The 19,666-nt window shown below is 57.9% G+C and carries 21 protein-coding genes; 14 read left to right on the top strand and 7 right to left on the bottom strand.

Annotated features, from left to right (window positions below; translation table 11 throughout):
• The first annotated feature begins 3 nt into the window (after positions 1 to 3).
• From Q0915_RS19445 to coaA, 7 genes are all read left to right on the top strand, one after another.
• A complete protein-coding gene (locus tag Q0915_RS19445; protein ID WP_299477455.1) occupies positions 4 to 507 on the top strand; it encodes a DUF2628 domain-containing protein in 504 nt (167 codons plus the stop codon).
• Positions 504 to 1,157, top strand: a complete 654-nt coding sequence (hisH, locus tag Q0915_RS19440; RefSeq protein WP_299477453.1) for an imidazole glycerol phosphate synthase subunit HisH — start codon at positions 504 to 506, stop codon at positions 1,155 to 1,157. The genes Q0915_RS19445 and hisH overlap by 4 nt, the downstream gene beginning before the upstream one ends.
• A 76-nt stretch (positions 1,158 to 1,233) precedes the next feature.
• Complete coding sequence (locus Q0915_RS19435) at positions 1,234 to 1,521, top strand: DUF1330 domain-containing protein (protein WP_299477451.1); 288 nt, start codon at positions 1,234 to 1,236, stop codon at positions 1,519 to 1,521.
• A gap of 5 nt (positions 1,522 to 1,526) precedes the next feature.
• Positions 1,527 to 2,270, top strand: coding sequence for a 1-(5-phosphoribosyl)-5-[(5-phosphoribosylamino)methylideneamino]imidazole-4-carboxamide isomerase (gene hisA / locus Q0915_RS19430; RefSeq protein ID WP_299477449.1), 744 nt, complete (start codon positions 1,527 to 1,529; stop codon positions 2,268 to 2,270).
• Positions 2,267 to 3,046: an imidazole glycerol phosphate synthase subunit HisF gene (hisF, locus tag Q0915_RS19425; RefSeq protein WP_299477447.1), complete on the top strand. Its 780-nt coding sequence runs from the start codon at positions 2,267 to 2,269 to the stop codon at positions 3,044 to 3,046. Before hisA ends, hisF begins: the two co-directional genes overlap by 4 nt.
• A gap of 24 nt (positions 3,047 to 3,070) precedes the next feature.
• On the top strand, positions 3,071 to 3,394 hold the full coding sequence (locus Q0915_RS19420; RefSeq protein WP_299477445.1) for a phosphoribosyl-ATP diphosphatase: 324 nt from the start codon (positions 3,071 to 3,073) through the stop codon (positions 3,392 to 3,394).
• Between the two features lie 39 nt (positions 3,395 to 3,433).
• Entirely contained in the window at positions 3,434 to 4,399 is a 966-nt protein-coding gene (gene coaA, locus Q0915_RS19415; protein ID WP_299477443.1) for a type I pantothenate kinase, read from the top strand.
• Positions 4,400 to 4,458: 59 nt separating this feature from the next.
• Here coaA and Q0915_RS19410 read toward each other — a convergent pair whose 3' ends face one another.
• From Q0915_RS19410 to Q0915_RS19395, 4 genes are all read right to left on the bottom strand, one after another.
• On the bottom strand, positions 4,459 to 6,147 hold the full coding sequence (locus tag Q0915_RS19410; RefSeq protein WP_299477440.1) for a cache domain-containing protein: 1,689 nt from the start codon (positions 6,145 to 6,147) through the stop codon (positions 4,459 to 4,461).
• Positions 6,148 to 6,319: 172 nt separating this feature from the next.
• Positions 6,320 to 8,155 (bottom strand): hypothetical protein, encoded by a 1,836-nt coding sequence (locus tag Q0915_RS19405; protein WP_299477437.1) that lies wholly within the window; start codon positions 8,153 to 8,155, stop codon positions 6,320 to 6,322.
• A gap of 102 nt (positions 8,156 to 8,257) precedes the next feature.
• On the bottom strand, positions 8,258 to 8,815 hold the full coding sequence (locus Q0915_RS19400) for an ActR/PrrA/RegA family redox response regulator transcription factor (RefSeq protein WP_299477434.1): 558 nt from the start codon (positions 8,813 to 8,815) through the stop codon (positions 8,258 to 8,260).
• A gap of 99 nt (positions 8,816 to 8,914) precedes the next feature.
• Entirely contained in the window at positions 8,915 to 10,240 is a 1,326-nt protein-coding gene (locus Q0915_RS19395; RefSeq protein WP_299477429.1) for an ActS/PrrB/RegB family redox-sensitive histidine kinase, read from the bottom strand.
• 234 nt (positions 10,241 to 10,474) lie between these two features.
• Here Q0915_RS19395 and secB point away from each other — a divergent pair, with 234 nt between their 5' ends.
• Complete coding sequence (gene secB / locus Q0915_RS19390; protein WP_299477426.1) at positions 10,475 to 10,975, top strand: protein-export chaperone SecB; 501 nt, start codon at positions 10,475 to 10,477, stop codon at positions 10,973 to 10,975.
• 88 nt (positions 10,976 to 11,063) lie between these two features.
• Here the strand turns inward: secB and Q0915_RS19385 are convergent, their stop codons facing one another.
• From Q0915_RS19385 to hrcA, 3 genes are read right to left on the bottom strand one after another with little or no spacing between them, the layout of a single operon-like run.
• Positions 11,064 to 11,474, bottom strand: coding sequence for a carboxymuconolactone decarboxylase family protein (locus Q0915_RS19385; RefSeq protein WP_299477423.1), 411 nt, complete (start codon positions 11,472 to 11,474; stop codon positions 11,064 to 11,066).
• A 54-nt stretch (positions 11,475 to 11,528) separates the two neighbouring features.
• Complete coding sequence (locus Q0915_RS19380; protein WP_299477420.1) at positions 11,529 to 12,332, bottom strand: molybdopterin-synthase adenylyltransferase MoeB; 804 nt, start codon at positions 12,330 to 12,332, stop codon at positions 11,529 to 11,531.
• A gap of 55 nt (positions 12,333 to 12,387) precedes the next feature.
• Entirely contained in the window at positions 12,388 to 13,473 is a 1,086-nt protein-coding gene (gene hrcA, locus Q0915_RS19375; protein WP_299479105.1) for a heat-inducible transcriptional repressor HrcA, read from the bottom strand.
• Between the two features lie 167 nt (positions 13,474 to 13,640).
• Between hrcA and rph the strand changes: the two genes are divergently transcribed.
• The 6 genes from rph to Q0915_RS19345 all read left to right on the top strand — a co-directional run bounded on the left by rph (position 13,641) and on the right by Q0915_RS19345 (position 19,613).
• Positions 13,641 to 14,354: a ribonuclease PH gene (gene rph, locus Q0915_RS19370; protein WP_299477417.1), complete on the top strand. Its 714-nt coding sequence runs from the start codon at positions 13,641 to 13,643 to the stop codon at positions 14,352 to 14,354.
• Between the two features lie 12 nt (positions 14,355 to 14,366).
• On the top strand, positions 14,367 to 15,005 hold the full coding sequence (gene rdgB / locus Q0915_RS19365; RefSeq protein WP_299477414.1) for an RdgB/HAM1 family non-canonical purine NTP pyrophosphatase: 639 nt from the start codon (positions 14,367 to 14,369) through the stop codon (positions 15,003 to 15,005).
• Between the two features lie 5 nt (positions 15,006 to 15,010).
• Positions 15,011 to 16,174, top strand: coding sequence for a radical SAM family heme chaperone HemW (gene hemW / locus Q0915_RS19360; RefSeq protein WP_299477411.1), 1,164 nt, complete (start codon positions 15,011 to 15,013; stop codon positions 16,172 to 16,174).
• 282 nt (positions 16,175 to 16,456) lie between these two features.
• Complete coding sequence (gene phaZ, locus Q0915_RS19355) at positions 16,457 to 18,031, top strand: polyhydroxyalkanoate depolymerase (RefSeq protein WP_299477408.1); 1,575 nt, start codon at positions 16,457 to 16,459, stop codon at positions 18,029 to 18,031.
• Between the two features lie 275 nt (positions 18,032 to 18,306).
• Positions 18,307 to 18,741, top strand: a complete 435-nt coding sequence (locus tag Q0915_RS19350) for a DUF2852 domain-containing protein (RefSeq protein WP_299477405.1) — start codon at positions 18,307 to 18,309, stop codon at positions 18,739 to 18,741.
• A 134-nt stretch (positions 18,742 to 18,875) separates the two neighbouring features.
• Positions 18,876 to 19,613 (top strand): SprT family zinc-dependent metalloprotease, encoded by a 738-nt coding sequence (locus Q0915_RS19345; RefSeq protein WP_299477402.1) that lies wholly within the window; start codon positions 18,876 to 18,878, stop codon positions 19,611 to 19,613.
• Positions 19,614 to 19,666 lie beyond the last annotated feature (53 nt).

The raw sequence follows: 19,666 nt of genomic DNA, 5'->3' as shown, positions 1-19,666 counted from the left end.
CGTATGAGTACCTACGTTGTCATGGCTCCACCCGAATTTGACGATCTGGCGGGTGATCCACGTGAAAGCGATCGTCTCCTGTTCGTCCCGGACAGGTTCTCGGTGCTGGCTTTCATCTTTTCGTTCATCTGGCTGCTGGTACATCGCATGTGGCTGGTTTTACTCGGCTATCTGGCGCTCACGCTGGTAATTGAACTCTTGGCGTTCGCGTTGGGTTCGCAAGCTATGGGTATAGCTGCGTTAGCGGTGTCACTGCTGTTCGGCTTCGAGGCGCAGGCATTGCGCCGATGGTCTCTTGAACGCAAGGGCTGGCGTGTGATTGGGATCGTTGACGGTGAAAATCCCGCCGAGGCGGAACTTCGGTTTTTGAATAAGGAAGCCGGTTTGATGGTTTCGGCTGAACCTGAGCAGGCGTATCAGCCGGTTCCTGCCCGTAATCCTATCGTGCCGCGGATCGGCAGCGAACAGGTGGTTGGCCTGACCCTCGGGCCGGAGACGCGTCAATGACAATCGCAATTATCGACTATGGGTCGGGCAATCTGCGCTCGGCGGAAAAGGCATTCGAGCGTGCGGCCCGCGCCCATGCCCACGTGCCGGATGTCATCGTCACTTCCGACCCGGATCGTGTGCTGAAGGCCGACCGGGTTGTCTTGCCGGGCGTTGGGGCCTTCGCCGATTGCAAGCGCGGCCTGTGGGCTGTCGACGGCATGCCGGATGCGCTTCATGAAACCGTTCGCGTTCAGGGCAAGCCCTTCTTTGGCATTTGTGTCGGGATGCAGCTGATGGCAACGCGCGGTCTGGAATTTGAGACCGTCGAAGGACTCGGCTGGATCGAGGGCGACGTTTCGGAGATGAAACCGACGGACCCCTCTTTGAAGATCCCTCACATGGGCTGGAACACTGTCGACGTTCGCTCTGAAAGCCATCCGGTCTTCAAGGGACTGGCAACGGGTCCGGACGGATTGCACGCCTATTTTGTGCATTCCTACCACTTTGCATGCACCCAAGAGGCGGATCGTCTCGCAAGCTTCGGCTATGCGGGAACCTTCACGGCCATGGTCGCCAAGGACAATATGATCGGTACTCAGTTCCACCCGGAAAAAAGCCAGCGGCTGGGCCTCGGCCTGATCGCAAATTTTCTGGACTGGACGCCCTAGAGAAACGTGAGGCGTACGCCGCTTAAGGCAACGCGGTCATCGTCAAGTGAACTTGAAATCAAACGGGAGAGAACGTGTGAGCAAGGGATACTGGATAGCGCGCGTGGATGTGCACGACCCGGAAAACTACCCGCAATATGTCGAAACGGCGAAGCCGGCCTTTGAGCGGTTCGGCGCCAATTTCCTCGCGCGCGGCGGTAAGACCGATGCCATCGAGGGTCCGGGACGGGCACGGAACGTCGTGATTGAATTTCCAAGCTTCCAACATGCGGTCGATTGCTATAACTCGCCCGAATACCAGCAGGCGGTAAAAATCCGCCAGAAAGTTGCCGATGGCGAAATCGTCATCGTGGAAGGACTGTAACGAGAATGATCCTCTTTCCCGCCATCGATCTGAAGGATGGCCAGTGCGTGCGCTTGAAGCTTGGCGATATGGAACAGGCAACCGTTTTCAACGACGATCCGGGGGCTCAGGCAAAAGCCTTTGAAACCCAGGGGTTCGAGTGGCTGCACGTGGTTGACCTCAATGGGGCTTTCGCCGGCGAGAGCGTCAACGGTGCGGCTGTTGATGCCATTCTGGCTTCGACGAAAAACCCGGTTCAGCTGGGCGGTGGGATCAGGACGCTCGATCATATCGAAACTTGGCTTTCAAGAGGCATCACGCGGGTCATTCTCGGGACCGTCGCCGTGCGCGACCCGGATCTCGTCAAGGAAGCCTGCCGCAAGTTTCCGGGCAGGGTTGCTGTTGGCATCGACGCCAAAGGCGGCCATGTCGCTGTTGAGGGCTGGGCGGAGACCTCCGAGCTGACGGCAGTGGATCTGGCAAAACGGTTCGAGGATGCCGGCGTGTCGGCGATCATTTACACCGATATCGACCGGGACGGGATCCTGAAGGGGCTGAATATTCCGTCGACCCTGGAGCTGGCTCGGTCGGTTACCATTCCCGTGATCGCCTCGGGCGGTCTCGCCTCGATTGACGACATTCACCGGCTTCTGGAGCCCGACTGCGCCATTCTGGAAGGCGCGATCTCCGGCCGCGCGCTTTACGACGGGCGCCTCGACCCGAAAGAAGCGATGGACCTGATCCTGAGTGCCAGGAAAAAAGCATCATGACCTTGAAAGCCCGTGTCATCCCCTGCCTCGATGTGAAGGACGGCCGTGTCGTCAAAGGCGTCAACTTTGTCGATTTGGTCGATGCAGGCGATCCTGTGGAAGCCGCGAAGGCATATGATGCCGCCGGTGCCGATGAACTCTGCTTTCTCGATATCACGGCGAGCCATGAAGGCCGGGACACGATCTACGATGTCGTCCGGCGCACGGCGGAAGCCTGCTTCATGCCGGTGACGGTCGGTGGCGGCGTCAGGACGGTGGAAGACATCCGCAAACTTCTGATTGCCGGAGCAGACAAGGTTTCGATCAACACGGCGGCAGTCAAAAACCCGGATTTCGTCCGCAAGGCGGCGGAAAAATTCGGTGCCCAGTGCATCGTCGTTTCCATTGATGCCAAGCAGGTCAACAATCCGGGCGAGCCCGAGAAATTCGAAATCTTCACCCATGGCGGGCGCGCTCCGACCGGTATTGACGCCATAGAATTTGCGAAAAAAGTGGTCGAGCTCGGTGCCGGTGAGCTCCTGGTGACGTCCATGGATCGGGACGGCACCAAGTCAGGCTACAACATCGCACTCACGCGGGCGATTGCCGATGCCGTGCCCGTGCCGGTGATCGCGTCCGGCGGCGTTGGAACACTGGATCATATGGTCGAGGGCGTGCGTGACGGCCATGCGACTGCGGTTTTGGCAGCGTCGATCTTCCATTTCGGCGAATACACCATCCAGGAAACCAAAAGATACATGGACGATGCGGGCGTTCCCATGCGCCTCGATGCCTGAATCTGCGAACAGGGCTCTAGCCAAATGACCAAGTTCACACTCGACGCTCTGGATGCCATAGTTGCTGCACGTGCGAAGAGCGACGATGAAAAGTCCTACACACGCAAACTTGTAAATAAGGGCGTAGCCAAATGCGCCCAGAAACTGGGGGAGGAAGCGGTCGAGGCGGCGATTGCGGCTGTGAGGGAAGACCGGGAAGAATTGACGGCGGAAGCTGCCGATGTGCTTTATCATTTGTTGGTGGTTCTGAATGTATCCAAAGTTCCGTTGGCGGACGTCATGGCGGAATTGGGCAAACGGACGGGACAGACCGGACTTGAGGAAAAGGCCTCCCGGCCACAGGAGTGATTGTCTGCCGCAAGGCACCGCAGCGGGAACTGCGAGACGATGGATCAGAAAGTCGCAACGGCTCTGGACATGGATTTGTCCCCCTACCGGGTGTTCACAGAACGCCAGTGGTCTCGCCTGCGCGCCGACACGCCAATGACACTCGATGAGCATGAGGTCGAGCAGCTTCAGGGCTTGAACGCGCCGGTCTCCATGCAGCAGGTGGAGACGATTTATCTGCCTCTCTCCCGTCTGTTGGCCTTCTATGCCGAGGCAACGATAAGCATTCACCAGGCAACGCAGAACTTTCTCGGTCACCGGGACGGCAAGACGCCTTTCATTATTGGCGTTGCCGGGTCTGTTTCCGTCGGAAAATCGACGACATCACGCGTGCTGCGCGAGCTTCTGGCCCGCTGGCCGGCAAGCCCGAAGGTCGATCTGATCACAACGGACGGATTTCTCCATCCCAATGCCATCCTTGAGGCCGAGGGCCTGATGTCCAAGAAAGGGTTTCCGGAGAGCTTCGACCGGCCCCGGTTGCTCAAGTTCCTGTCGGACATCAAGGCTGGAAGACGTAACGTTCGGGCGCCTGTCTACTCGCACTTTTACTATGACGTCATGCCGGGCCATACGGTCACCGTCGACAAGCCGGATATCCTGATTGTCGAAGGCCTGAATGTTCTGCAGACCCGCGAACTGCCCAAGGACGGGCGCGCGGTACCCTTTGTCTCTGATTTCTTTGACTTTTCCGTCTATATCGATGCGGATGAGGATCTGCTGAGCAAGTGGTATGTTGATCGCTTCATGCAACTGAGAGAAACGGCATTCCGCGATCCCGGGTCCTACTTTCACAAATACTCGCGCATCAACGATGAAGAAGCCGTTGAGACCGCAACGCGGATCTGGAACGACATCAACCTCGTGAATCTGCGCGAAAACATCCTGCCGACCCGGCCGCGCGCTGATCTGATCCTCTCCAAGAATGCGAGCCACCGGATTTCAAAGGTTGCCTTGCGCAAAGTGTGAAAAAGCCTGCGGCCGAAGTGACCGCAGGCTTTGTTCTATTTTTTGTTTTCAAAGGTGTTTTAGGCGACGGAGCGCTTGTTGACCTCGTCGAGGAAGGTCGCGACCTGCCCACGCAGCTGGACGGCGTTTTCACGCAGTTCCTGAGCCGAGGCATCAACCTTCTCCGCAGTATCGCGCGTGTTTTCCGCGGCGGATGCGACGCTTTCGATGTTGGTGGTTACTTCCACCGTGCTGCGAGACGCCTCGGTGGCGTTGGTCGCAATCTCCTGCGTTGCGGCGCCCTGCTCGTCGATCGAGGCTGCGATCGAAGACGCAATTTCGTTCATGTTGGTGATGATCTCCGTCACCGAGGAAATCGCGCTGGCCGCATGACCGGTTTCTTCCTGGATGGCGGAAATCTGGCTCGAGATTTCTTCCGTGGCATTGGAGGTCTGGTTGGCGAGCTCCTTGACCTCCGCGGCAACGACCGCAAAGCCCTTGCCGGCCTCGCCAGCGCGGGCTGCCTCGATCGTCGCGTTGAGCGCCAGGAGATTGGTCTGTTCGGCGATTGCCTGGATGAGCGTGACGACTTCGCCGATCCGGCTTGCCGATTCGGACAGGCCGCTCATGCGTTGGTTGGTCGATTCAGCTTCCCCGGCCGCCTTGGCGGCAATCTCGCTTGAGGACTGGACCTGTCTGCGGATCTCGTTGACCGACGCGGACAGTTCTTCCGCAGCTGCCGCAACGGTCTCCACATTGTGTGAGGCCTGCGACGATGCATTGGAAACAAGACCGCTTTGCTCGGTCGTCTGGGCGGCAACGCCGGTCATGTCGCTGGATGCGGACTGTAGGTTTTGAACGGAGCCGTCGATGATGTTCAGCATATCCATGATCTGGCGATCGAATTCACCGCTCAGGTTCTGGATTTCTGCACCATTGCGGGCCGCATCCTCCTGCGCAGCGTTTTGCTGGTCTTCAAGCGCACGGCGCTTGGTTTCGTTCTGCACAAAGACTTCCATCGCAGAAGCCATTTGACCGATTTCGTCGCCCCGGTCGGTGCCGAGTATTTCAATATCGGTATCGCCGTCTGCAAGTGTGCTCATGTCTGCGGTCAGCGACCGAAGTGGGCCGACGGTCTGCCGAACAGCGATGACTGCAATGAAGATCGCAACAAAAGCACCAGCAATCGCAAGCGCGATAATTGTCGTGGCCGCGCTCCAATAGGCAGCTTCCAGATCGTCAACGTATACGCCGGTTCCCACCATCCAGTTCCAAGGAGAGAAGCCTGCACCCCAGCCATATTTTGCGATCGCAATCTCACTGTTCGCACGGGGCCAGTAGTAAAGCAGAACGTCGCCGCCATCTTGTGCTTTCTTAATTAGCTCCTGAACGATCTTCACCCCCGTCTTGTCGGTGAAGCCGATCATGTTGGTACCATTGAGCGCCGTCTTGGGGTGGACCAAGTTGGTGCCCTTATAGTCGTAAACGTAGACGTAGTTGTCGCCTTCATAGCGAATAGCGCCGATTGCAGCCTTGGCTGCCGCCTGCGCCTCGTCACGCGTCAGCGTGCCGTTTTCTTCCAGGCTCTGATAGTGGGCTGCAATAGCAACTGCGCCATTCGACATTTCCTCGATTTTCGCCATGCGTTCATCGAACATGGCCGAATAGAGGCTATTGAGACTGATCACGCAGATAGCTGCAGTGACTGCAAGAATGGTCGCAATGGGCAGACTGATTTTCCAGGTGATGGGCCAGCGTGCGAAAGACATGGCGGGGTGATTCCTCTCGGATTGCGTTGAGGAAATAAGTCCCGAAATAGTTGACCAAAGCCTTAAGATTCCTGGGTATTTGACACGAAACCTTTGAAACGCATTGGTTCGGCTGTGCGCACTTGCGAAAACTGCGTAAGTATTTTGTAATATTGAGAGAAATACCCGCGATCTATCTTCGGGCGCAGAACACATCACGCAGACCGGGACGCGTCCAGGTAGCATTCTGTAGCTGACCCTTCAGGATGTGGCCCTGTCCTTCATAGTGGAAGGTATTTGGGCTTCCGAACCGCTGCAAAGTAACGGCGCCGTATCCCATTTCGGCAACCGTCGCGGTCGCGCCGTCCGGCGAGAACACGACATTCAGGTCGATGCCGGCCGTGCAAAGGTAATCGGCAACATTTGTCCTGGCCGCCTGCTGCTGAAATCCCGGTTGATTGGTGTCACCAATGCTGCCCGGCGGAATGGGGCCGGAACCGTTGCCGAATTGCTCGCCCTGAAAGCCGCCGCCCTGCCCGGCGGGGACGCCAAGACCGCCTGCGCCGTTGCCGCCGAAGCCCGCTTGTCCGCTGATGACGACTTCACGATATGGGGCTTGCGTCACGTAGATACCCCGGCACTCACCGCTCGCGCCACGTACGGTCCATGCGTGGGAAAAGTAGGTCTGCTGATCCAGGACCTGGCCAGGTTCGAGACGCGCATAGGGACGTTCGCCGCCGCGATAATCCACCCAGTGCACTTCGACCGGCTGAGTGCTCGCGTTGCGAAACACGATCTGGCCCGGGCGGACTGCTTCCACGGAGCGCACGCGGCCAAGCTCGTTGCAGGAAAGGTCGGAATTGGCCTCCTGTCCACCGGCACCAAATGGATCGTCACCGACGATCTGCTGAGGCAATGCGCAAGTCGCAACAAACAGGCGCACCGGATTCGCACTGCCATTGAGCGAAACTGGATAGGCCGGAAGTCCTTCGACCGAAATGGAAAGCTCCGACTGCCGGATCATGGCTTCCCAGAGCGGGTCGGTCATTTCGATATTGACCTCGGGAAGAGAGACACCGGCTTCATTGGCATTCGATGACCCGAATGCGTTGAAGGTTGCAGAATAGTCACCGGCCGTCACGCGGATGGCCTGAGGCATTCCTTCCTGAAGTCCTGCCGGTGCTTGCTGGAACGTGATTTTCGCGAAACCGGACTGCGTGGTGCAATCTGCGCGGAAATCTCTGTCATCAGTCTGCGGAACGGTGTGCAGAAGCGCGGATGGGGAACCGGGCTGACTGCCGGGTTCGGCAACCCAGGCTCTGCCATTGGCCGGCGCAACGAGGACGGGAGATGCGTTTGCGCCGCCGACCGAAGGCGTCGCCACTGTTTCGGTCCCAATCTGGTCTTGCGGGAGACTTGCGGTCTCGGTGCCGTTCGGATCGCCAGTTGAAATCGGCGTATCGACCGTTTCCAGCGGTTCGAGGCCGCCATTGTCGGGCGGTGGCGTGATTTCGGTGATCGACGGTGTGTCGGCCTGGCCGGTTTGCGGGGTCTCGGTCTCGGCTGTCGTCGTTTGCGGTGCCGTCGTTGCAGCTGGTGCGCTGGCGACGGGTCCGGCCGAAACACCCGACGAAGTTCCGACAATGCGGGCAGTTGCGCCCGGCTTGCCATCGCTTGTGACATCCACAACAAGCGTATCGCCGCTGCACAGATTTGCGTCCCGGTGAAGAATGCGGCTGTTTTCCAGAGTAACTTCGAGTTTGACGTCGCACGGTGGCAGCTTATCCTCGCTGCCGATCGTGTCGATCACGACGCCATTGCCGTCCCGGCTGATGATAGGCCGGTACTTCTTGTCGAGCGCGATGGAGCGTATTCCCGGTTCCGCCGGCTGCACGTTGATGCGCACCGTTTCCGGGACGGATTGCCCGTGAGCGCTCGTGCCGCAGGTCAGGAATACGATACTGCAGGCCGCCAGCAGGCGTGTTTTGGTAACAGGCGTATTAAAACTGCGAGCAGCAGCAAGCCGCATGAACGATCTCCATCGGAGCAAAAAGTAACTTTTATCGATGATTACTTAGGCAAAGTGGCGTCGAAAGGGCAACCCCGCATTCGGTTTCACCACATCTGATGGTCAGCGTGGCGCCCTTTTCGCAAGAATACGCTGCAATGTGCGGCGGTGCATGTTGAGACGGCGCGCGGTTTCGGACACATTCCGGTCGCACAATTCGTAGACGCGTTGAATGTGTTCCCATCGCACTCTGTCCGCGGACATGGGGTTTTCCGGCGGCTGTGCCTTGTCTTCCGGCTTGCGTGCGAGCGCTGCAACGATGTCGTCGGGATCGGCAGGTTTGGCCAGATAGTCGATCGCGCCAAGTTTCACCGCTGTTACAGCCGTGGCGATATTGCCATAGCCGGTCAGAACGATCGCGCGGGCATCCGGTCGTTTTTGTCTTATTTTTTCAATAACATCGAGGCCGTTACCGTCTTCCAGACGCATATCGACAATTGCATATGCCGGGGCTGTTCTTGCGATCTTGAGTGCCGCATCCTGAACGCCGTCCGCTGTTTCAGTCGCAAAACCGCGCTTTTCCATTGCGCGCGCCAGGCGTTGCTGAAACGGTTTGTCGTCGTCGACGATCAGAAGACTCATGTCTCCGGATCCATTTATAGATGTCATATGGTCCGTCATGGCTCGTTACCGATAAATCTTACGTCTTTATGTGCAGGTCAGATGAGTCTTGTTGAACAACGACCTGTCGATTGATCCTCTTTTATTGTCGTTATGGGGCTAAATTGGTGTTTCGTCCACTCCAACACGGCCTTCGAATGTTGAACGCGGCCAGCTGACGCGGATATGGGCGCCATTGCCAGGCGGCGCCTGGTTCTCCAGCTGTAGCTTCGCCCCAGTGCGTTCCAGCAGCGTTTTGGCAATGAAGATGCCCAATCCGAGACCTCCGCCGGTGCTGCCTTGCGGCGATCTGCCACTGCGCACGGAGACATACGGATCGCCGATCTTTCCAAGAATGTCGATGGAAAATCCCGGACCGTCGTCCCGGATCGATATAGACAGGGCGGCATCGTCCCATTGAGCTGAGACATCGACTCTGGACTTTGCAAAATCGACAGCATTTTCAACAAGATTGCCCAGACCGTAACGGATCGCTGCGTTTCGTGTTCCAACAGGTTCTGGGCCATTGCCGCCGATCGATGAATGAATGGCGACACCGGTTCCCCGATGCGGGTCGATGACATCTTCCAGAAGCTGCGCAACGGGCATGCGCTGATACGTCTGGTCTTCCTCGCTCGAAAGACTGGTCAGCTGCTTCAGGATTTCGCGGCACCTTTCAGCCTGTGAACGGATCAGCTCGATATCTTCACCGCGGTAGTCACCGTCTTCGAATTCATCTCTCAATTCCTTTGCGGCAAGATAAATTGTCGCAAGCGGGGTCCCGAGTTCGTGAGCGGCAGCAGTCGCCAGTCCGTCCAAGGCATTGAGATGCTGCTCCCGCGCGAGCACCAGTTCCGTGGCGGTCAGTGCGTCTGCCAGCTGCCGCGCTTCCTCCGCGACCCGGAATGCGTAGACGGCCATGAAACCGAGTGTCAGCACCAGCGCAATCCAAATGCCGGCCGAATAGATCACCGGTAGCCTGAAATCTTCCGTGTCGGGCCAGGGCAGCGGCAGGTGGAAAACGGCCAGGACGCTCGCGCAAAAGGTTGCCAGCACGCCGAGCAGAAAGGTGTAGCGCGCGGACAGCCCGGTTGCGGAAACCATGACGGGCGCCATGAGAAGAAACGCGAAAGGATTGCCGAGGCCGCCTGTGAGGTACAGAAGGCCACTCATCTGCAGGATATCGTAGGCCAGCTGAAGTGTCGCAGCCCTTTCGGAAAGGCGCATCGCGGATGGCCAGCGCATTTTCAGGAAAATGTTGACCCAGGCTGACAGGGCCACCATGGCGAACGCCGGTCCGGCAGGAAGCGTATAACCCAACCCGACATGAACAATGAGCAGCGCAGCGGACTGCCCGCCTACCGCAAGCCAGCGGAGCCTGACCAGCGTGTCGAGTTTCAGTTGCCTGTGAGGCAGGTTGATGTTGGAGGCAGGCTCTTCCGTCATAAGCATCTTTTGAATCGGATTCCGGCGGCTGACAAGGCCATAGCACTTGTGCGCGCCGTTTTGAGATGTTAGCCAGCCGCAGAAGAGGTTGTCCGGTTCACGCGGGCCGGCGGCCAGCCGGAGGGATAATGGTGCGGGACTGGACTGGATTGGCGCATGTGGAGGGCCAATCCTGTCCGGTTCAGCACTGACCTCTTTCTCTCAGATCAGCACCGCGAAACGGAATGAAACACGATGACCGACACGAATGACGGCGGCGCGCAGCCGCAGACAGAAGGTGCTGCTGCACCTGGCATGCATATCCTGGGTCAGTACATCAAGGATCTGTCGTTTGAAAACCCGAATGCGCCGCGGTCCCTGGCGCAGGGCGAACAACCCAAGCTCGATATCAACGTCAATGTCGGTGCGCAGCAGATGGGTGACGATCAATTCGAGGTCATCCTCACACTGACAGCCAAGGCAGAACGCCCGGACATGGTCATGTTCAATGTCGAACTGGTTTATTCCGGCCTGTTCAAGATCACGGGCGTTCCGCAGGAGCACATGCATCCGTTCGTCATGATCGAATGCCCGCGCATGATCTTCCCGTTCGCGCGCAACATCCTGTCCGAAGCGACCCGCAACGGCGGATTCCCGCCTCTGATGCTGGATCCGATCGATTTCGCGCAGCTCTACCGTCAGAATATGGCCCAGCAGGCAGCGCAGCAGCCCGAGGGCGAGCAGAAGCCGAACTGAATTTCACAAGTGCTGAAATTCCAGAAACCCGCGCGAATTCTGCCGTGCGGGTTTTTTGCTGAATGGCTCTTAGGCGAAGATTTCCGGCTCACTGAGTGGCTTCGAATTCCGGGTCTACCGGAACCTGAAGGGATGTCACCAGCGCATTTGTCATTGAGGCAAGGCCGATAATCTGCAGCAACTCGCCGTGTTCAGCGTCGGTCATGCCCTTGGCGCGCGCCGCAGCCGTGTGTGAATGGACGCAGTAGCTGCAGGCATTGGCGGCCGATACGGCGATGTAGATCATCTCCCGCGTCTTTGGATCAAGGGCGCCGGGTACTGCCATGACCGATTTAACCTGGCTCCAGGTTCTCTTCAGTGTTTCCGGATCCCGAGCGAGTGCGCGCCAGATATTGTTGATGAAATTGGTTCCGCGTGTTTCGCGAATATCGTCGAAGACGGCCTTGACCGCAGGAATCGCGTCAGCCTCGGCATCCGTCATCAGCCTCACCGTTGCCATGGTATCTCCTCGTGTGGTTTTTCTGTCTGTTCCGCCATCGGTCGAATGCCGGCTCTAAGCGTCTTCCAGCAGGGACGCCCAGTTCCTGGGGTCGTCGCCATTCAGCGGATTTTTCGCCGAGCGTTTGTAGCGAATGGTTTCCATCCGAAAGCTGCGCGCATCAAACATGACCATTCTTCCGACCAGTCCTTCGCCCGTTCCGGTGATCTCCTTGATCACCTCCATGGCCTGCATGGTGCCGACAATACCTGTCAGCGCGCCCAGGACGCCGGCTTCCGCACATGTCGGTAGCAGGCCTGCGCGCGGCTTGCGCGGGAACAGGCAGCGGTAGGTTGGGTTCAACTCGCCGTCTGCGTTTTTCTCGAAAGGTTTTAAGGTCGTGATCGACCCGTCAAACTGGCCGACTGCAGCGGTCACAAGGGGTTTCTTGGCAAAGAAACAGGCGTCGGATACGAGATAGCGCGTTTCGAAATTGTCCGAGCCGTCAACCACCAGGTCGTAGTCAGAGATCAGTGCCAGCGCGTTGTGACCGGCAATCCGGGTGGGGTGCGGCTCAACGGCGACATTGGGATTGAGCCGGGCGATCGCTTCCGCGGCACTGGCGACTTTGGGTTCCCCCAGTTTGTCCGTATCGTGAATGACCTGCCGTTGAAGGTTGGACAGCGACACCGCGTCGTCGTCGACGATCCCGAGTGTTCCGACCCCGGCTGCCGCAAGATATTGCAGAACCGGCGCTCCGAGGCCACCGGCACCAATCACCAATACACGGGCATTTTTAAGCTTCTGCTGGCCGGCGCCGCCAATCTCCTGCATGACGATGTGGCGGGCGTACCGTTCGAGTTCAGCCTGGGAAAGCATGGTGGATCCTGCGAGTGAATACTGGAGTGACTTTGCTGCAGTTGTTGGGGCGCTGTTATTTTAAAATCTTGCTCACAAGACGCGCCGTGTAATCGACCATCGGGATAACGCGGGCGTAGTTCAGCCGAGTCGGGCCGATGACGCCGAGGACGCCGACAATGCGCTGATTGGCGTCCCGGTAGGGAGAAACCACCAGCGAAGAACCGGAGAGCGAAAACAGATTGTTTTCCGAACCGATGAAGATGCGCACGCCATCTCCCTTTTCGGCGAGGCCGAGCAGCTGAATGAGGTCCTTCTTGTTCTCAAGGTCGTCGAACAGAAGCCGGATCCGCTCCAGATCCTCAACCGCGTCGAGGTCGGTCAGGAGATTTGAGCGCCCCCGCACGATCAGGGTTCCCGGATCGCTGGGATTGTCGCCACCCCACACGGCGAGCCCGGCACTGATAACTTTCTGACTCAGCTGATCGAGCTCTGCCTGGTCCGCATCTCGAACCCGTTCCAGTTCCGATCTTATGTCCGACAGCGTGCGCCCCTGGATCTGGGCATTGAGATAGTTCGTTGCTTCGACAAGTGCGGATGACGGCAGGTTTGACGGCAGATCGACGACCCTGTTCTCGACCGATCCGTCTTCGCTGACCAGAATGACGAGGGCTTTTTGCGGTTCGATGCGAACGAATTCGATGTGCTTCAACCGTGTGTCGCTTTTGTGCGTCAGAACCACGCCGGCGCCCATGGAAAGACCGGACAGCATCTGGCTGGCCTCAGTCAGCACCTGTTCCGTTGAATGGGCCTCATTGGATGCCCGTACCTGGACCTCTATCTCACGCCTCTCGGCCTCGGTGAGATCGCCGACTTCGAGCAGTGCGTCTACGAAAAACCGCAGCCCGATTTCGGTTGGCAGGCGGCCGGCGCTTGTATGCGGAGAATGAAGGAGACCCAGATGCTCCAGATCCGACATGACGTTTCGCACCGAGGCTGGCGAGAGCGACATCGACAGATTGCGTGAAACATTCCGCGACCCGACAGGTTCCCCTGTCTCAAGATAACTTTCGACGATCGAGCGGAAAATCTCGCGTGATCTCTTGTCGAGGTCGCTGAGGCTCAAGGCGCGGTCTCCGTTGGCAGGATCCGGTTCATGGATCGGGTCATTTGGTCTTACACCCAAGATATAGGCGCAAAATAGGTCCGGCGTGAAGCAGGCCCTTTACCTTGGATGAATTTGAGGTCTACAAGGCGCAGGAGATTTGCGGGCAGACACCCGTTTCCCAAGGAACTTGTCGTCTCAGGCGAAGGTCGAAAGGATTATTCATGCGTCCGTCAAAACGCGCAGCCGATGAACTCCGGGCAGTCACCCTGGAGCGCAGTGTGTCCAAACACGCGGAGGGGTCTTGCCTCGTCAAATTTGGTGACACCCACGTTCTTTGCACGGCAAGCGTCGAGGAAAGAGTGCCGCCGTGGCTGCGTGGACAGAACCGTGGCTGGGTGACGGCGGAATACGGCATGTTGCCACGCGCGACGGGCGACCGCATGCGCCGCGAGGCGAGCGCCGGCAAGCAGTCGGGCCGGACACAGGAAATTCAACGCCTGATCGGACGCTCGCTGCGCGCGGTCGTCGATCTGGAAGCCCTTGGCGAAGTCCAGATTTCCGTGGACTGCGACGTCATCCAGGCTGATGGCGGCACGCGTACGGCATCCATCACAGGTGCCTGGGTCGCTTTGCGCGATTGTATTGAGTGGATGCGCGCGCGCGACATGGTCACCAAGGAAGTCCTCAAGGATCATATTGCGGCCATTTCCTGCGGTATCTACGAGGGAATGCCGGTGCTCGATCTGGACTATGCCGAAGACAGCACCGCCGAAACGGATGCAAACTTTGTCATGACCGGCTCCGGCGGCATCGTGGAGATCCAGGGCACCGCCGAGGGAGCGCCCTTTTCGGAAGAGGAATTCGGCCAGCTGCTTGGTCTTGCAAAGGCCGGAATTACCCGGCTCGTCGATCTTCAGAAGATGGCCATACTCTAGGGAGCCAGCGGCATGAGCCACCGGAAACTCGAGCCAGGCAAACTGGTTGTTGCAAGTCACAACAAGGGAAAAATTCGTGAAATCAACGAGTTGCTTTCTCCCTACGGGTTCGAGGTCGTCTCCGCTGCAGAGCTGGACCTGCCCGAACCGGAAGAAAACGGTCTTACCTTCGAGGCAAACGCGGCAATAAAGGCTTGTGCGGCTGCGGAAGCTTCGAGCCTGCCGTCTCTCGCCGACGACAGCGGATTTTGCGTTGACGCGCTCGATGGTGATCCCGGAATCTATTCCGCGCGCTGGGCAGGTCCGGAGAAGGACTTTTCGATGGCCATGCGCACCATCGAAGAGAAGCTGCAAACGCAGGCGTCCGGCGGAGAGGTAAGCCGGCGCGGCTATTTTGTCGCCGTTCTCTGCCTTGCCTGGCCCGATGGGCACCAGGAGTTCTTCCGCGGCGAAGTGCATGGCGACGTGGTTTGGCCGCCACGCGGCGACCTCGGGTTCGGATACGATCCCATGTTCCAGCCCGACGGACATGATCGCACGTTCGGTGAAATGTCATCTGAAGAAAAACATGGCATGGCGCGTGGTTCGGAACCTCTTTCACACCGCGCCCGGGCATTCGAACTGTTTTCAGAAGGATGTCTGGAAGGATAGCCGACGTGACGACACAAGGGCTGACCGACGGTGGTTTCGGTATTTACATTCATTGGCCGTTCTGCGCGGCCAAGTGCCCTTATTGCGACTTCAATTCGCATGTGCGCCACCAGCCTGTCGATCAGGAGCGCTTTGCAGCGGCGTTCGAACGTGAATTGTCCTATTTTGCCGATCTGACGGGCGGCAAAACCGTTCAGTCGATTTTTCTGGGCGGGGGCACCCCGTCTCTGATGGATCCGGCGACGGTAGAGCGTGTTCTGAAAGCAATTTCGGACCGTTGGGCGGTCGACAGTGATGTTGAAATCAGCCTGGAAGCAAATCCGTCATCGGTTGAGGCCGATCGGTTCAGGGGCTATCGCGCCGCCGGGGTGAACCGTGTTTCCCTTGGTGTGCAGTCTCTCAATGACAAGGATCTGAGACTTCTGGGTCGATTGCACGATGCAGCAACCGCGCGTTCGGCCATTGAGACGGCCCGGGCCACCTTCCCGCGGCTTTCATTCGATCTCATATATGCACGTCCAGACCAGACACCGGATACGTGGGCCGGTGAGCTTTCCGAAGCACTTTCCCTGGCCGCGGACCACCTCTCGCTCTATCAGCTCACGATCGAGGAAGGGACGCCGTTCTTTGCACTGCATAAGGCAGGGAAGCTCCGGACACCCGAGCCCGAGCTGGGTGCAGAGTTTTTTGCGCTTACACAGGAAATAACCACGCAGGCGGGCCTGCCGGCTTACGAAGTTTCCAATCACGCCCGTCCTGGCGCAGAATGCCGGCACAATCTGGTTTACTGGCGATACGGCGACTATGTCGGCGTGGGACCAGGCGCACATGGACGGATTGTCGTGGGTGCAAACCGTTTGGCAACCTCCACCGAGCGTCACCCGGAGACCTGGCTCGATCATGTTGAAAGCCGGGGACACGGCCTGATTGAAAATTCAGGTTTGAACGAAGAGGAACAGGGCGATGAATTTCTTCTGATGGGCCTGCGCCTGGCGGAGGGAATTGATTTGAACCGGTATGAAGCTTATGCGCATCGGTCCGTCGACCCGCGCCGCCTCAAGGCGCTTTTGGAACACGGAATGGTGGAAGAACTCGGGGATAACCGTATTCGTGCGACCAGAGAAGGGTTTTTCGTCCTCGATGCGGTCGTCGCGGACCTTGCAGCCTGACAGGTGCATATGATCCGGGAAAATAATTCTACCAACTTGATTTAAATGCCCTATCTGTCTTGTGCGGCGCAAACAGATTTGATGCCAAAACGAGATATGCAGCCAGCTTGGCAGCTTAAGCCCTGAATTGCATAGCAAATAGCAGTATTGCAGGTGGCTTGCCGGGTGGCTATCCTGCTGCGATGCAATAGATGGTGCAATAACAAGCGGGCCGCGAAAAAAATGTATTCAAGTTTCGTCAAGGGGGCAGGCGGCGGCTTCGTAAATCAAGGAGACGCGCCTTTGCCATTTTATCATCTTTATGAGCTGAACCATGCAGCCATGGCGCCGTTCAGAGCGGTTGCCGACATGACCAGGCTCTATTTCCAGAACCCGCTTAATCCTTGGACACACACAAGTTTCGGACGCCAGATTGCTGCCGGTTGTGAAGTGTTGGAACGCACGACGCGGCGCTACGGCAAGCCCGAATTCGGCTTGAAGGAGACGACTGTCGGAGGCGTGCGCGTCCCGGTTCGCGAGAATGTTGTCTGGAGCCGTCCTTTCTGCGACCTGATCCGCTTTGAGCGTGGTGTTACTTCGCATCGCAACGATCCGAAAGTTCTGATCGTTTCGCCGATGTCCGGCCACTACGCGACCCTTCTCAGGGGCACGGTCGAGGCTTTGATGCCAAATGCGGATGTCTACATCACCGACTGGATTGATGCGCGCATGGTGCCGATCCAGGAAGGTAAATTCGATCTCGACGACTACATCGACTACATCATTTCGATGCTGCATTTCCTGGGACCGGATGCACATGTCCTTGGCGTCTGCCAGCCTTCGGTGCCGGTATTGGCGGCTGTTGCCGTCATGGAAGACCGTGAGGATCCCTATGTACCGTCCACGATGACGTTGATGGGTGGGCCGATCGACACGCGGGTCGCGCCGACTGCTGTCAACGATCTGGCCGTTTCAAAGGGGATCGAATGGTTCAGGAACAACGTTGTCATGAAGGTGCCGTTCCCGCATCCCGGTTTCATGCGCGATGTTTATCCGGGCTTCCTTCAGCTGTCCGGATTCATGAGCATGAACCTCGACAGGCACGTCACCGCGCATCGGGAGTTCTTCCAGCACCTTGTCGAAGGTGACGGAGACAATGCTGAAAAGCACCGGGAGTTCTACGACGAATATCTGGCTGTCATGGACCTGACGGCGGAGTTCTATCTGCAGACCGTCGAAACGGTGTTCATCAGGCACGCGTTGCCGGAAGGCACGATGGAACACAATGGCCGGATTGTCGATTGCAGCAAGATCACGCGGACAGCTCTCCTGACCGTCGAAGGTGAGAAGGATGACATCACCGGTCGGGGGCAGACCCAGGCCGCTCACGCCCTTTGCACCAGTTTGCCGGACGAAATGAAGGCGCATTACGAGCAGCCGAATGTCGGTCACTACGGCGTCTTCAACGGATCGCGCTGGCGTGCGGAGATCGCACCGCGTGTCATGGACTTCATCCGGTCCAACAGGAGCGCTGGACCCAAGTCTCCAGCGGTCAAGACCGTGGCGAAGCCGGCAGCACCGGCGAAGCCGAAAGCGGCACCCAAACCGGCACGAAAATCCAAACCGGCCGCCGGTTCACTGGCGGAGATCCTGCTCGCGAAGCCTGACGGCGCTGCCGATGACCTCAAGGAGATCAGCGGGGTCGGTCCGAAACTGGAATCAACCCTGAACGAGGCAGGGATCTTCCATTTCTGGCAGATTGCGTCTTTGACCGGGGATCAGATCGAAGCGCTCGACGGAAAGTTGGATTTTCGTGGCAGGATTGCGCGCGACAACTGGATCGAGCAGGCGCGGCAGCTGTCTGAAACAGTCGGCTGAAGTCGCTCTGAAAGCCGCGGTTGAACCTCGCCATCCGCGGCCTGATTGGGCAATTCGCTCAAAAAATCAAACAAATCTGCAAATCGGATCATGGGAAAATCATGATCCGATTTTTTGTTTAAACACTCAATAAAATCAGTGCGTTATCTTGAAGGTGCGGCAAACTGTCAAAACAGGACCGTGGTCTTTGCATCTGTGTTGGACATCACAAATCCTTGAAGCCATCGCTTGGAATGCCCACCTGATAATCGTGGATGTCTTAAATGGATAGGATGATGACGACGACCAAAAGTTGCATGATTAAACCTGCATGGACGCCTGTCACGATCGGCCTGATGGTGCTGGGGTTTGTGGTGTTCTGGCCACTTGGACTGGCCATGCTTGCCTACATTTTGTGGGGTGATCGTTTCGAGGGTATGGCGCGCGACGCCAAGGACCATTGGCGCGGAAGCCAGCTGAAGGGAGCATTCGATCAGATGTCAAACACCACTGCCTATGCCCGGACCGGAAACGTGGCGTTCGACGATTACCGCGAACGCGAGCTGAAGCGGCTTGAAGAAGAACGCGCGAAGCTCGATGCGATGCGGGCCGATTTCGATGACTTCCTGCGCGAACTGCGCCGGGCACGCGATCAGGAAGAATTCGATCGCTTCATGGCTAAGGCCAACCGGGGTCGCACAAGCGGTGGCGGCGAAGCCGCACCCTCTTAAGCGGGTCCTTCCTCCCAGACCCGTCCCGGACGGCCTGACCGAGAGCGGCGCTGACCCAGCGCCGCTTTCGTCATTTTTATCTTAACGAGAATTTTCCTAAACTGGTCACAAGTGATTCGACCGGACCCTGCTCCATGCTTTTGCGCCGCGGCAAACAACAGTTGCCAGACCATATCGAGATTGAGACAGAAACGAAGGCGGTTCGCATCCGGTTGCGTGCAAATCCGCGCGCACAGCGGTATCTTCTGCGTTTGCCGGCAGATCGTTCCGGACCCGTACTGACCGTTCCCAAGGGCGGAGATGTGTCCAGAGCCGAGCGGTTTGCGCGGCAGCATATCGATTGGCTGATCGAACGTTTGCAGGATCGACCGGCGCATGTCGCTTTCGGTCCTGGCGACCGGGTTCCGCTAAGGGGTGAAGATCACATCATCCTGCGCACGGGAAAATTGCGCGGGCTGGTGACAACTGGCTTTTCGGAAGACGGAGAACCTGCACTTCTGGTGCCGGGCGCCGATGATCATATTCCGCGGAAGGTGACGTCCTGGCTCAAGAATGAGGCGCGCAAGGATCTTGATGCACGCGCAAATTATCATGCCGGCAGGATCGGAAAGAAAATTGCTGCAATCAGCATTCGCGATACCAAAAGCCGCTGGGGATCCTGCGCGTCCAACGGCCGCCTGTCTTTTTCATGGCGCCTGATCCTGGCGCCATCTGAAATTCTCGACTACGTCGCTGCGCATGAAGTTGCGCATCTGAAGGAAATGAACCATTCCAATCGTTTCTGGAGATTGTGCGAACAACTCGCGCCGCAGACGCCTTCCGCGCGCCGATGGCTCAAGGAGAACGGCCTTTATCTTCACGGCTTCGGCTAACATCGAGGGTGTTGCCCGGCCTGAGAAAAGGATGGGCAACGTTTTCAGAATAT

Origin of the sequence: uncultured Roseibium sp. (assembly GCF_947494555.1) — a bacterium.
Taxonomy (GTDB): domain Bacteria; phylum Pseudomonadota; class Alphaproteobacteria; order Rhizobiales; family Stappiaceae; genus Roseibium.
The sequence above is the reverse complement of the archived record's forward strand: the minus strand, read 5'-3'. Positions and strand labels throughout refer to the sequence as shown.